Consider the following 11,827-nt stretch of genomic DNA (forward strand, 5'->3'; position numbering starts at 1 on the left):
AACCCCGCGCTAGCGGGGTTTTCAGTTCGGGCAGGCTTTGCAGCGCTGCCCGAGGCGCGTCGATCGCGTGAGCGATCAGCAGCGAAGCATCCGTCGCTTACAGCGGCTGGATGTTGCTGGCTTGACGGCCCTTCGGTCCCATCTTCACTTCGAAGCTGACCTTCTGGTTTTCTTGCAGCGACTTGAAACCCTTCGATTGGATTTCCGAGAAGTGAGCGAAGAGATCTTCACCACCTTCGTCCGGCGTAATAAAACCAAAACCCTTGGCGTCGTTAAACCACTTGACGGTACCAGTTGCCATTTCTTAAATCCTTAAAGTTTTCAAATGAGCGAGCGAGAAGCTCAGCGAGCGCATGACATTAAAGCTGATCAGGTACAACCGAGTTGACGCAGAGGGCGACATTAGATGACACAAGACTCGCCATACAACGTTCATGCACCCGTTTTTTTACGGGAAAGGTGGGAAGGTGTCAAGCAGGGAAACTTTAGATTGTTGATCCATGCCAGTTTCAAGCCACATTTCGCTGCGTTGCGACATGCTTCGGCGATACCGGGCGACTGGTCAGACCGACATCGCGTTTTCACCGCCGCAGCCATATTGTTTCGGGTTGCCAGACGTAACGCAGCGCCGGAACTTCAATGCCGGGCGATACTGCGATCGGATGAACTCTGCCCGCGCGACCCCCCAATCGATCATAGAACTGGCGCGCATGTTTATTGTGCGCGAGCACCCAGAGATAAAGCGCAGCCTCGGGATCGAGGGCGTTCGCCCAGTCCTTCACCTGCTGAAACAACGCCCGCCCAATCCCTTGTCCCTGCCAGGCAGCGGCCACGTGAAGGTTGTCGAGCAAGATGCCGTCGGCACCCGATAACGCACAGACGAATCCGGCGATGGGCCCGTTCTCTTTGTCGGGACATGCTTTCCATATACGCAGTGCGGGATCGTCGACGCGCATCAGGCGGTCTCGCCACAGCGCAGCGTGTTCCTGTAAGAGATGATCGCGCACATGTTCCCTCGGAAGTCTATGCGCATATGTCGCTTGCCAACTGTGGGCATGCAGCGCAGCAATAGGGGCTGCGTCTTGCATCGTCGCGGGCAAAATGAAGGTCGTCGTCATGCTCTCGTTCCCGTCGGCCGGGAAGTTTGCCGAACAAAATGAGACGCAAAACGACGCATCAAGCTGCCGAAAAAAACGCGCGAAAAAATAATGTCGAGCGGCGCGAACGAAAGCGTGTCTTGTGGCGTGGGCGCAACGCGAGCGCTGGCGTGCCGGGGTGTCATGTACGTGTCACCGCGCTATGCGGTCTGGAGGAAAGAGAACGAAAGAGAGGTAAAGAGCGTGAAAGGGTGAGGCGCGGTGCGCCGCGTTTTCACCCGGTGATCACTATAGCGCGGTATGCGAGCTTAGGCGTGGGAATGGGAGTGCGAATGGGGGTGTCGTTGGCTGGCCACCGTCGGGCGCGCCCGATGTGTCGTTTTGGGCGGCAACGTGTGATGTGCCTTCACGGTTTTCTTCTTGCCGTGCGCGGCCTTGCCGGCATGAGGCTTCTTGTGTGCAGATGCCTTCGTCGCCGACTTCATCGACGTTTTTTTGACGGCACCGTGATGGCGATGCTTCGCCGGTGACGCATGAGCTTTAGCGGGGTGGCCTGACGGGGCGTGGGCGGCGGGCGCCGCGAATGTTGAGGTCGAGAGCATCGCAAACGTTGCCAGCGCAATGGCGGCGCCGACGTTGCGCAGGGTGCGCGGATAGAGCATGGACAACAGGGTCTCCGTAGATTTGAGTGCTGGCGTGTTCGGCGGATGCGCCGCGCTGCCGCTGGCCGATCGGCCGGATCGCGACACTGTTTTGTGACTGGGCAGTGCATGCGAGCGGCCGCGATTGTAGGGCGGCAAAAGTGACTTGTCGAGATGGCCGACCGACCGTCCGAATGCTGTGCGGGAGGCCCGACGGATGAATTTGGTGCGCTGCCACATGGCTTACACATAAACTAGGTATTTTCCCTAGTCATGTAAAAAACCGCGCCACGACTCGATTTCGTGGCTGCAAAATTCAGCTCCGCTACCCTTCAATTCGATAGGCAAGTGCCGTTAACGGCCTCATGACAGTCTCCTTGCAGACGTCATCATGACGGCCTCACCGTGGGTTTGACGAACGCGTTCGATGCATTCGTTGCAGCCCCGTACTTGTCCTTCGGCGCGCAGCGCGGGCGCGATGCCGGAGCGTCAAGGCACGATGCCGGGCAAGCACGCTAGGCGGCCGCGAAGTGCCGCGTGTCTCTCGAGACCTTACGTGGCAACCAACCAGGCACCGACGCTCGACACATTGCAATCGCTGCTGGCGACCGTTCAGCGCAATGAGCGTTCGCTAAAACGTTTTCAGGACATCGAGTTGGCGCTCATGGGCGCACCTGATTTCGGTCAGTTTCTGGAGGTCATGCTCAATCGTTTGCGCCACGACTTCGATCTGTCGGGCGTGCGGCTGATGCTCGCCGAAGTCGACGACACGTTGCGAGATCTCATCGACACCGCCGAAGGCATCCGCGCGCTCGACGCCGGTCTGTGCATTGCGCAAGACGCCGGCACGTTCGCTGCCGTGTGCGGCGACGGACAGCTCTGGATCGGCGCTCCACGCGATCGCCACGCCTCGCTCTTCGGCCCGCGTCCTCCCGCCAGCGCTGTTGTCATGCCGCTCGCCCGCAATGGCCGCTACCTCGGTGTCATCGCATTGGGCAGCCGGGACGCACGCCGCTTCTCTCCGGAAATGGCGACCGATTTTCTCGAGCGCTTTGGCGCGGTCGTCGCCGTGTGCCTGGAGAATATGTGGAACCGCGAGCGCCTCAAGCGCATTGGCCTGACCGATCCGCTTACCGGATTGTCGAATCGCCGCTATTTCGATCAGCGTTTGCGTGAAGAGGTGGTACGGGGCGCGCGTTACGGCGCGCCGCTCGCGTGTCTGCTGATCGACATTGACCATTTCAAGCGAGTCAACGACAGCCACGGTCACGCGACCGGCGACCGCGCGTTGCGCGCGGCAAGCGCCTGCATGCGCGCACAGTTGCGTGTGACGGATACCCTCGCGCGTTATGGCGGGGAGGAGTTCGCGGCGCTACTCGTGCAGACCGAGCAGAACTGGGCGGGGACCGTTGCCGAGCGGGTGCGTCGCGCTGTGGCGCGGCTGGAAGTTCCCGACGACGCCGGCACGCTCGTGCCGCTCACGATTTCCATCGGCCTTGCCAGTGTGGACCCGCGTGACAGTGCCGATCCGGAAACGCTCCCGATGCGTTTGCTTGGTGCTGCCGATGCGGCGTTGTACGCGGCGAAGCGCTCCGGTCGCGACCGCGTTGTCGTGGCGCCAGCGGCGACGTTGCGTTAAGGGCGTCGTCGATTCGCAGCGCGTTCCGTCGAAAGGACGTTCATTGGCGTTCGTCGCCGCGCATTCCGCCCTATCGCACGCTGAACCAACCGATCAGCAGCGACACCGTCACGACGGACAGCACCGTCGAAATCAGAATCGCGCGTGAAGCGACCGCCGCTTCACGCCCATAAAGTTGCGCGAGCATGAACGGACCGGTGCCGATGGGCAGTGCCGAGAGTAGCAGCGCGCTGTGTGCCCAGATCGCCGGCAGATCGAAGACGCGGAACGCGAGAAACGCCGTGATCGCGGGTTGAAACACGAGCTTGAGTCCGACGAGGCGTCCCACTGCGCGCGCAATTCGGGGCTCCTTCGCAGCCCCCGCACTTTGCGCCAGAAACATGCCGATCGCCACTAGCGCGCACGGACTCGCGGCGCCGCCAAGCAGCGTTGTGAAGTGCAGCACGGGTGCCGGCAGTGCAATGCCGACGCCGGCAAATGCCATGCCGACGAACGGCGAGACAACGAGAGGGTTGCGCACCAGCGCACGGGCCACGAAGCCTGCCGTGCGACGCCAGTTCGGCGTGGCCTGCAAATCCGTCTCGATGATCGCGATGGAGATGGCGAAGAGCACCGTCGCCGTGAGCAGCATGGCAACGACGACCGCCGGCACGCTCGCCGGACCGAAGGCCACGAGACACAGCGGCAATCCCATGAATCCGGCATTCGGGTAGGCCGCGCCCATGCCTTCGATACTGGCGTCGGTAAGACGTCCGCGCACCGTGCGATCGAGCATGAACGACAGGGCAAACGTCGCAGCCATGCCGCCACCGAACGCGCCCAGAAACCCCGGGTTGACCAGCTCGGCCCATGTGATCTGTGCCATCGACTGGAACAGTACTGCGGGCAGCGCCAGATAGACGACGAAGCGATTGAGTGCGTCGAGCGCGGCGCCACCGAGCCAGGCCCGGCGCGCGCAAAGATAGCCGACGAAAATCAGCCCGAAGACGGGCAGGGCAGCGGAAATGACGGCTTGCATGATCAGCGCGACTCCGCCAGCCGCGCGAGCCACTCGCGGCGCGCGTTGCCTCCGTCGGCTTCGGTGTGCTCGCGGGCGGCGGCTTCGGCGCCGTTGGCGTCTCCCGCCGCGATGCGTGCAACGATTTCCCCGTGTTCGTGCCAGACCACTTCTTGCATTGGCATTGCCCCGAGCGTTGCAGCCATCGCCCGCATGATGTGTGGCCATTGCGGTGCGAGCGTCTGGGCGATCAACGGGTTGCCCGATGCATCGTGCAGGGCCGTGTGAAACGCCACCTCGATGCGCACCTGATGCGCGACCGGTGTGCCGCGCGTCATCGCCATACCCGCAGCGACGGTGTCCTGAAGCCGACGCAACACCGGCTCGCTCAACGTTCCTTGAGCCATGCGCGTCGCCGCAAGCCGCGCCGCCAGACCATCGAGCGCGGTACGCACCTGATAGAGCTGGCGCAGATGATCGGGGTCGATGGGCGCGACTTCCAGACCCTGACGTCCACTGTCGCACACCAGACCGTCGCGCTTGAGCAATTGCAGGGCATGGCTGACAGGCTGACGCGACACGCCCAGCGAGTCGGCTAGTTCCGCCTGTCGAATGCGCTCGCCCGGGGGCAGCGTGAGATCGGCGATGGCGTCGCGCAAGCGCGAGTAGACCTGATCGATCAGCACCGGCGTGCTGGCTAGCGGCGCGAGCGGAACCAGAGGCGAGGGGGGCGAGAGGGGGGCGTTAGTCGCCGGGGTATCAACGGAGACGGCAGGGGTCGACATGGAATTCCGGTGGCTGCCGGCGTTGGTGATATCTGGAATTCCGAATTCTACGCCGCCAGACGGACGCCGGGGGCATTTTTTTCAATCAACGGCAATCGCGAGGGGAAGAGGCACGTGGGGCGACGCGTATATCAGTCGCTCGGGTCCAGTTCCGGTGGCGCAATGGATGCGACGCGGGCAGGCGTCTGAAGCAGTGCCTGAACGGTCGTACGGGTTCGCTGGAGGCGTCGGGCGAGCGCCCAGGCATCGGCCTCGCGCTCGAAAAGACCGACAATCAAGTGCGGCTCCGCGGCAAATCCGTCGGAAAACAGGCCGATGTTCTTGGCGATCATCTCGCTCGCCCGCTCCACCGAGACAGTGTACTGACGCGGTGAACGGTATTGATTGATGACAACGGCAAAGGCGCGGGAGAACGCGTCTGACATGCGGGAACCTCCTCTGACGGCGTTGCGCGAAAGCGCCGATGTCGAGCATTAGGGCTATGCGCTAGCGTTGCACTTCCGGAGATTGTAGGCGATGACGGCGCACGTGTCGGGACAAAACGATGGCGTGGTGCGTTGACGGCGATCCTCTTCGGCAGCGGCATAAAAAAAGCCGCCGAGCGGGTCGGCGGCGCAACAGAGAGGGTGACAGCGCAACCGAAGTTGCCGGAAATCAGCATAGGTCGCGGCGATGACAACGTCGTGACCGCTGTTTCAGCGAAGCGGCCGGGATTCGTCGAGATCCACCGCCGGATCGCGAGGTGATAGGGACAGAAATTCTCGGAAAAGCCTCCCACTGTGCGCATCGCGCACGAAAGGCCCTCCGTTGTCTGATGCGACTGGGCGCGTGCGCCGGCTACACGAGTACGGGCAACGCCTCCACGACAAGGAGTGCAACGAGCGCTCCGACCACCGCGCCGACGGCACGCAGACTATAGCGCGTGCCACGCGTCGCGACAGGAATGCCGCCAACGAGTAGCGCACCGGCCACCGCCATTGGCAGGAACAGCGTCAGGTCGTAAAGATTGAAGTGGAATACGGGCATCATTCTTGTCTCCTCTCCTGAATCGCCATTCCACTATAGGACGGCGGCGGAGGATGCCCAAATTTGGTGCGACGCAGCATGTTGCTGCGCAGAGATTAGCGCGTTGGCGGTGTCAGTCTTCCTGGCGTACGGCGTGCATTTTTCGGCGTGCGTTCCACATCGCCATGTCCTTGCGGGTGCGCATACGATCGCTGACGTTGATCCCGGAGGGCTGTGCGTTTGGCGGGGAGGCAGCAATATCGTTGGCTTCGCTGCGTGCCTGCACCATCATGACGAGCGTAAACAGCGAGGCGGCAAGCGCCAGCAAGATCAGCTTCATAGGGTCCCCGGGTCAATCTCTGGTGAATCTGGTCGGTGTATGCGTCGTCGTCATCGTCCTGACCGGTCTCCTCTATGGGGACCGTGCCGGCGCGGGTGGCGCGATGCTTCTGTCATGCTCTGCTTGACGGACTACGTTGCCGCAACTATCTGACGGGAGGGGGCTCCGGTGCGTCTGACGCTGACTTAGGCCGTGTCTTATACAGCGCGGCACATCATAGCCTGCGATTATGACAACGCTTCGGGTGGGCGACCAAAAATCTTGCCGTGCGCCGCGCGGGACGTCGTATGCGTCACGCTGTCCCTGAGTTGACGTCCCATGAACGTCCCCATGTTTTCACGTCCTTTAACGTATAGCGACGGTTGCGGCGAAAAGTTTAGAATTTGTGACACTTTTTTCGACACGGGCCAAAACGCCGTGTCCCCACGATTCGGCCCGTGTCTCTCCGACGAAGTGCTTACGGCTGATGCGACACGTCGTCTTGTGGCCCGCTGGCCCGACCCGCCCGGCGGGCGTTGCGCTCAGGTAACGCCATTGCAGCAAGCGACGCCAGCGCGGCGCCCGCCTGGGCGACCTCGTGCATCACATCGGGCGAGGTACCGAGCGCCACCGCGAGTCCGGTCAGCCCGGCCCAGGTCGAGGGCTCGAGTAGCCGTGACAGGAGAAAGCTCATGAGCCACCTCCCGGCGTTGTGTCGTCGAGCGAGGTCTTGCCGCTGAAGTAGAACGGCGTCATGTCGATGTTCGATACCGTCGTCGTCTGTCCCAGCCCCTCGTGCGCCGCGTTGGCGAGCACGCCGTTATCCTGATCGATGGTCCAGGTGAAGAGCCCGCCGAGCCCGTTGCGGCGTACGTAGTCGCCCTTGGCGCGAACCGTGCGCGGCGTGTCGAGCGACATGAACATGCCGCTCGACGGCTGAAACAGGAAGTCGGCATCGGCCACCGGGTCGGTGTAAAGAACGAAGCCGTTGCGTGCCGCGCCGTTCTCCAGATCGAGGTAGTTGAACAGCATGTCGTAGTACTCCGTGGTACCCGACTCGAATGTGCCGGTGGTGATGTCGTCGCCTGGCGAATAGGTGCCGGCGAGGGCCGACACTTGCGCGATGTCCGCCTGAAGGGCGTTACGGGAGTATGCCGCGTAGCCGATGTGCACCTTGGCGAACGGCACGCCAGCCTGACGCAGCCAGTTCACCGCCCGATCGATGGAAAAGCCACTGGCGGCGGTTGGGTCCGTATCGTGCAGGTTCGTGTGATGCGCAAGCGCCGGTGCCCACGGGGTGCCGAAGAAGTCGTAGGTCATGAGATTCAGACGCGACACGCCCGCCGCAATGAGACCGGGCAGATTGGCCTGGGTCATATCGGCGACGTTGGCCGAGGCGGCAATCGAGATCTCGACGTCCTTGCGTCCGGCCGCAACCAGCGCATTCTTCAGATCGCCGACGAGCGCCGCGTAGTTGGCGCCATCCGCGTCGTCGTACGTATTGCCCGAATCGCCGGGCGCGCCGGGATATTCCCAGTCGAGGTTGATCTCGACGAACATCGGAAATCGCTTGAGCAGATCGACCACGCTCGCGCAGAACGTCTTGCGTCGTGGGGCGCTCGCGGCCATGCCGTGGAACGCCCGACTCATCGTCCAGCCGCCAATGGCGAGCGCCATTTTCAGCGCGGGGTTCTTCGCGTGAAGCAGACGCAGGCCGCCGAGCACGCCCTGTGCACGCGACTGCTGGAACATTGGTGCGACATCGTTGCTGATCCAACCGTCGAATCCGCAATTACGATAGGCCAGCACGTCGCCCCAACTGTCGACGAAAGTGGCCTGATCCGGCTGGCGCGTGAAGTCGGTGGCGGCGCGTGCAATCGTCTGCGCCTTTTCGCCCTGATCGCCGACAATGCCCGAAAAGCCCACGATCAGACGGTCGTAGGCGAAGGGGTCGAGCAACATGAGATCGACGCCACGCCCTGCGGCGTCGTTGCTGAAGTCGCCGTCGAGCCGTCCGTCGTATTGTGACCAGTCGGTGTAATAGCCCGAGACTTCAAATGCGTTCTTGGCGTAGCGGTTGTAGACGCGACGGGCCACGCGTGCCGACGTGTACGACAGTTGTGTCGTGCTGGTGGACGGATCGAAGCCGTTCTGTGCGTAGGTCGTTTCGGTGGCGCCGTTCTGCGGATCGGTCGGGTAGACGAGCTCGCTTTGCGCGGCGGGCGTGGTGGACAGGGTCGAGCCGGTCGAGGGACGTTGCGAAGTGGTATCGGACATGGATGGCTCCTGAGGTTGAGTGGACACTTGCCGTCGCCGCGCGGTAGTGAGCGCATCGGCATTGGCGTAATCAGCGTGCTATCCGCTCAACGCCCGGGCCAGCGCAAATGACGTGTCAGGGTGACGAGGGCGCGTGGCAGCGTCGTTGAGAGCCACGCAAGGGCGCGTGGCATGCGGGGCGCGTGTGCTGGCGTCCGAGGGTTCGGCATCGGCGTATCGCAAGGCTCGAAGCGATAGCCGATTCGCGGCACGGTCACGATGTGGCGATGCAGGTCGAGAGGAATCAGTTTCCGGCGAAGACGCGAGACGACTTGCATCAGATTGGTGTCGTCCTGCGCGGGACGTTCCGGCCACAGCAGCGCGATTAACGTACGTTTGTCATGTACCACGCCGGCAGGTGAGCGGAGGGCACATAGCAATCGATATTCGATCTGCGGAATCCGCACGACCACGCCATTGCGACGCACCTCGCCATGCCCGTCACGCGCAACGCCCTGGTGGGGCAGCGCGGCGTGCGACGGTGCGTCGGTGGCGTCGCGCACGGTCAGCGCCTCGGTCCGGGATCGTTCAGGCGACATAGGTACCGCATGCGGGTACGCCGATTCGCGCGTCCTTGAACGGTGTGTGGTGTCGTTTGCTGCGTTCTCCGTTGCTGCGTTCTCCGTTGGTGCGGCCGGCGCCGGTAAATCGAGGCGATATCCCACGCGCGCCACGGTCACAACCGCGCGTTGCAGTCCGAGAGGGGCGAGCGAGCGACGCAAGCGCGAGACGAGTTGCACGAGGGCGGTGTCTTCCATCCACTGTGCGCGTGAACCCCACAGCGCTTCCATCAACACGCGCTTGCCGAGCGCCGTGCCTGCGCGCGCGGCAAGCAGTATGAACAAACGTTTTTCCTGTTCCGATAGCCGTGCGGAAATGCCGTCGCGCTGCACGAGATTGGTGACCTCGTCGAGGTCGTAAGGTGACATCGGCATGGGGCGCTCCTTGTAACAAGTCAGAGTCGCCAACCCTAGCGACGCGCGTTCGCCTGTCACAAGGCGGCAAGCGCGACATAGATACCGTCATCGGCCGTACGTCGACAGGCGTTGCGCGTCCCGGGTGCCTTGGCAATGTCACGCGTCTCCCGGCGAGGTAAGATAGCTGCCGTATCTCGCAATGGTGGCCCGATAGCTGGCGGTGCGGCGCCATTGCCGACTTCCCGAACCCTCCCGGATTTCGTCATGCTCGAACTCATTTCCGAACACCGTTGTTTCGGCGGCGCGCAGCGCTTCTATCGTCACGCTTCGACCACCATCGGTCTGCCGATGCGTTTCTCGGTGTTCCTTCCGCCCCAGGCACGCGACGGACGCGCTGTGCCCGCGCTGTTCTATCTCGCGGGGCTGACCTGCACGGAAGAGACGTTCATGATCAAGGGCGGTGCGCAGTGGCTCGCAGCAGAGCACGGCGTCGCGCTGATTGCACCCGACACCAGCCCGCGTGGTGCGGGTGTACCGGGGGAGACCGATGCGTGGGATTTCGGTGTCGGCGCCGGTTTCTATCTCGACGCCACGCAGGCGCCATGGTCCGCGAACTATCGCATGTACAGCTATCTCGTGGACGAACTGTACGGATTGGTGACGCAATCGTTGCCCATCGACGCGCAGCGTATCGGCATCTTCGGGCACTCGATGGGCGGGCATGGCGCATTGACGCTTGCGCTGCGCAATCCTGACAAATTCCGTTCAGTGTCGGCGTTCGCGCCGATTGCGGCGCCGATGCGTTGCCCGTGGGGTGAGAAGGCGTTTACCGGATATCTGGGGACGGATCGCGAAACGTGGCGGAAGTACGACGCCAGCGAACTGATTGCGAGCGCCGGGCAGATGGTGTTTCCGGGCGGCATTCTGATCGATCAGGGCTTGAACGATCAGTTTCTCGAAGCGCAACTGCATCCGGACATCTTCGAGCGCGCCTGCCGCGACGCCGGCCAACCGCTTACGCTGCGGCGTCACAACGGTTACGACCACGGCTACTACTTCATTCAGACCTTCATGGCGGATCATCTCTCACATCACGCCGAGCATCTGCGCGCGTACTGATCTGTCCGTTCCCTTCACCGGCGCGCGATTTTCGCCGCGCCGTCAGACCGCCTGCGCCTCATAACGGCGCGGCGGTGTGACGATCTCGTCTTGTGCCCGAACGATCTCCAACTCGTAACGGCCGGCGAGATGCGTGGCGCACAGCACCGCGTCGACCGCTGCCAGCGTGTGCTCGAACGCCGCACGCACCGTATCGCCTTTGAGCCATCGTGCGAGGAAGACACCCGAGGTCAGGTCGCCCACGCCCACGGGATGACGTGAGAACGGATACAGCGGACGGTGGCCGTGCCAGGCCTCGTCGTTCGTCACGACCAGCATGTCGAACCGGTCGGCGGGCTTGCCGGCGTATTCCAGATGCTTGACGAGCACCATCTTCGGCCCGCGCGAAATCAACGTGCGGCATGCTGCCACTGCATCGTCGAACGTGTCGATCGGATGCTGCGAGAGCTTCTCCAGTTCGAGATGATTGGGGGCCATGATGTCGGCGGCCGCCGGCATATATTCGACGAGAAATTGCTCGATGCCCGGCTTGACCTGACACCCCTTCTCGGGATGGCCCATCACCGGGTCGCACAGGTAGATCGCAGCGGGATTGGCCTGTTTGACGCGTTCCACCGCCGCGAGCACGAAGCCCGCCTGTTCCGGCGCACCGAGGTAGCCGGAGAGTATGGCGTCGCAACTGCCCAGTTCCCCAATGTCGTCGATGCCCTCGACCAGCCGTAGAATTTCCTCGCTGGGCAGCGCCTGACCGGTCCATTTGCCGTACTGCGTGTGATTCGAAAACTGCACCGTGTTGATCGGCCAGACGTTGACACCGAGACGGCGCATCGGGAATTCGGCGGCGCTGTTGTCGGCGTGGCCGAATACGACATGGGACTGAATGCTGAGGACGTTTTTCATGTTGATGTGGTGCGCTTGGGCAAAAAGGACAACGCCCGCGACCGGCACGATCCTGTCCGAAGAAGGAAGCGTGCCGGTCGCGGGCGTTGATC

Annotated in this window: 15 protein-coding genes; 3 read left to right on the forward strand and 12 right to left on the reverse strand. The window is 62.8% G+C overall.

Going from position 1 to position 11,827, the window contains the following annotated elements; all coding sequences use genetic code 11:
- Positions 1–97 precede the first annotated feature (97 nt).
- The 3 genes from AT395_RS11495 to AT395_RS11505 all read right to left on the reverse strand — a co-directional run bounded on the left by AT395_RS11495 (position 98) and on the right by AT395_RS11505 (position 1,978).
- Positions 98–301, reverse strand: a complete 204-nt coding sequence (locus AT395_RS11495; RefSeq protein WP_010807210.1) for a cold-shock protein — start codon at positions 299–301, stop codon at positions 98–100.
- 280 nt (positions 302–581) lie between these two features.
- On the reverse strand, positions 582–1,118 hold the full coding sequence (locus AT395_RS11500; protein ID WP_042115588.1) for a GNAT family N-acetyltransferase: 537 nt from the start codon (positions 1,116–1,118) through the stop codon (positions 582–584).
- 287 nt (positions 1,119–1,405) lie between these two features.
- Positions 1,406–1,978, reverse strand: a complete 573-nt coding sequence (locus tag AT395_RS11505; RefSeq protein ID WP_048629282.1) for a hypothetical protein — start codon at positions 1,976–1,978, stop codon at positions 1,406–1,408.
- Between the two features lie 316 nt (positions 1,979–2,294).
- Here AT395_RS11505 and AT395_RS11510 point away from each other — a divergent pair, with 316 nt between their 5' ends.
- Positions 2,295–3,377, forward strand: a complete 1,083-nt coding sequence (locus AT395_RS11510) for a GGDEF domain-containing protein (RefSeq protein ID WP_042115590.1) — start codon at positions 2,295–2,297, stop codon at positions 3,375–3,377.
- A gap of 70 nt (positions 3,378–3,447) precedes the next feature.
- Here the strand turns inward: AT395_RS11510 and AT395_RS11515 are convergent, their stop codons facing one another.
- From AT395_RS11515 to AT395_RS11525, 3 genes are all read right to left on the reverse strand, one after another.
- Positions 3,448–4,395 carry an AEC family transporter gene (locus AT395_RS11515; protein ID WP_042118255.1) on the reverse strand — a complete coding sequence of 316 codons (948 nt, stop codon included), beginning with the start codon at positions 4,393–4,395 and terminating at the stop codon, positions 3,448–3,450.
- A 2-nt stretch (positions 4,396–4,397) separates the two neighbouring features.
- The gene (locus AT395_RS11520; RefSeq protein WP_082164815.1) at positions 4,398–5,159 is read right to left on the reverse strand and encodes a GntR family transcriptional regulator; all 762 of its coding nucleotides are present in this window, start codon (positions 5,157–5,159) and stop codon (positions 4,398–4,400) included.
- A 131-nt stretch (positions 5,160–5,290) separates the two neighbouring features.
- Entirely contained in the window at positions 5,291–5,584 is a 294-nt protein-coding gene (locus AT395_RS11525) for a hypothetical protein (RefSeq protein WP_042115591.1), read from the reverse strand.
- Positions 5,585–5,716: 132 nt separating this feature from the next.
- Here AT395_RS11525 and AT395_RS11530 point away from each other — a divergent pair, with 132 nt between their 5' ends.
- Positions 5,717–5,905, forward strand: a complete 189-nt coding sequence (locus tag AT395_RS11530; RefSeq protein WP_042115592.1) for a hypothetical protein — start codon at positions 5,717–5,719, stop codon at positions 5,903–5,905.
- A 91-nt stretch (positions 5,906–5,996) separates the two neighbouring features.
- Here AT395_RS11530 and AT395_RS11535 read toward each other — a convergent pair whose 3' ends face one another.
- From AT395_RS11535 to AT395_RS11555, 5 genes are all read right to left on the reverse strand, one after another.
- Complete coding sequence (locus AT395_RS11535) at positions 5,997–6,188, reverse strand: hypothetical protein (protein ID WP_376738385.1); 192 nt, start codon at positions 6,186–6,188, stop codon at positions 5,997–5,999.
- Between the two features lie 109 nt (positions 6,189–6,297).
- The gene (locus AT395_RS11540; protein WP_042115593.1) at positions 6,298–6,504 is read right to left on the reverse strand and encodes a hypothetical protein; all 207 of its coding nucleotides are present in this window, start codon (positions 6,502–6,504) and stop codon (positions 6,298–6,300) included.
- Positions 6,505–6,961: 457 nt separating this feature from the next.
- Positions 6,962–7,177, reverse strand: coding sequence for a hypothetical protein (locus AT395_RS11545; RefSeq protein WP_042115594.1), 216 nt, complete (start codon positions 7,175–7,177; stop codon positions 6,962–6,964).
- Positions 7,174–8,760, reverse strand: a complete 1,587-nt coding sequence (locus tag AT395_RS11550; RefSeq protein WP_082164816.1) for a glycoside hydrolase family 18 protein — start codon at positions 8,758–8,760, stop codon at positions 7,174–7,176. The genes AT395_RS11545 and AT395_RS11550 overlap by 4 nt, the downstream gene beginning before the upstream one ends.
- Positions 8,761–8,846: 86 nt before the next feature.
- A complete protein-coding gene (locus tag AT395_RS11555) occupies positions 8,847–9,734 on the reverse strand; it encodes a winged helix-turn-helix domain-containing protein (RefSeq protein WP_048629283.1) in 888 nt (295 codons plus the stop codon).
- 246 nt (positions 9,735–9,980) lie between these two features.
- Here AT395_RS11555 and fghA point away from each other — a divergent pair, with 246 nt between their 5' ends.
- On the forward strand, positions 9,981–10,835 hold the full coding sequence (gene fghA, locus AT395_RS11560; RefSeq protein WP_042115595.1) for an S-formylglutathione hydrolase: 855 nt from the start codon (positions 9,981–9,983) through the stop codon (positions 10,833–10,835).
- A gap of 42 nt (positions 10,836–10,877) precedes the next feature.
- Here the strand turns inward: fghA and pdxY are convergent, their stop codons facing one another.
- Positions 10,878–11,735 carry a pyridoxal kinase PdxY gene (gene pdxY / locus AT395_RS11565; RefSeq protein WP_048629311.1) on the reverse strand — a complete coding sequence of 286 codons (858 nt, stop codon included), beginning with the start codon at positions 11,733–11,735 and terminating at the stop codon, positions 10,878–10,880.
- Between the last annotated feature and the right edge of the window lie 92 nt (positions 11,736–11,827).

This window comes from Pandoraea apista (assembly GCF_001465595.2).
In the GTDB taxonomy this organism is placed as follows: domain Bacteria; phylum Pseudomonadota; class Gammaproteobacteria; order Burkholderiales; family Burkholderiaceae; genus Pandoraea; species Pandoraea apista.

Coding starts and splice junctions, on each gene's coding strand:
- AT395_RS11495 (WP_010807210.1), bottom strand. CDS start 301: ATGGCAACTGGTACCGTCAAGTGGTTTAACGACGCCAAGGGTTTTGGT.
- AT395_RS11500 (WP_042115588.1), bottom strand. CDS start 1,118: ATGACGACGACCTTCATTTTGCCCGCGACGATGCAAGACGCAGCCCCT.
- AT395_RS11505 (WP_048629282.1), bottom strand. CDS start 1,978: ATGTGGCAGCGCACCAAATTCATCCGTCGGGCCTCCCGCACAGCATTC.
- AT395_RS11515 (WP_042118255.1), bottom strand. CDS start 4,395: ATGCAAGCCGTCATTTCCGCTGCCCTGCCCGTCTTCGGGCTGATTTTC.
- AT395_RS11520 (WP_082164815.1), bottom strand. CDS start 5,159: ATGTCGACCCCTGCCGTCTCCGTTGATACCCCGGCGACTAACGCCCCC.
- AT395_RS11525 (WP_042115591.1), bottom strand. CDS start 5,584: ATGTCAGACGCGTTCTCCCGCGCCTTTGCCGTTGTCATCAATCAATAC.
- AT395_RS11535 (WP_376738385.1), bottom strand. CDS start 6,188: ATGATGCCCGTATTCCACTTCAATCTTTACGACCTGACGCTGTTCCTG.
- AT395_RS11540 (WP_042115593.1), bottom strand. CDS start 6,504: ATGAAGCTGATCTTGCTGGCGCTTGCCGCCTCGCTGTTTACGCTCGTC.
- AT395_RS11545 (WP_042115594.1), bottom strand. CDS start 7,177: ATGAGCTTTCTCCTGTCACGGCTACTCGAGCCCTCGACCTGGGCCGGG.
- AT395_RS11550 (WP_082164816.1), bottom strand. CDS start 8,760: ATGTCCGATACCACTTCGCAACGTCCCTCGACCGGCTCGACCCTGTCC.
- AT395_RS11555 (WP_048629283.1), bottom strand. CDS start 9,734: ATGCCGATGTCACCTTACGACCTCGACGAGGTCACCAATCTCGTGCAG.
- fghA (WP_042115595.1), top strand. CDS start 9,981: ATGCTCGAACTCATTTCCGAACACCGTTGTTTCGGCGGCGCGCAGCGC.
- pdxY (WP_048629311.1), bottom strand. CDS start 11,735: ATGAAAAACGTCCTCAGCATTCAGTCCCATGTCGTATTCGGCCACGCC.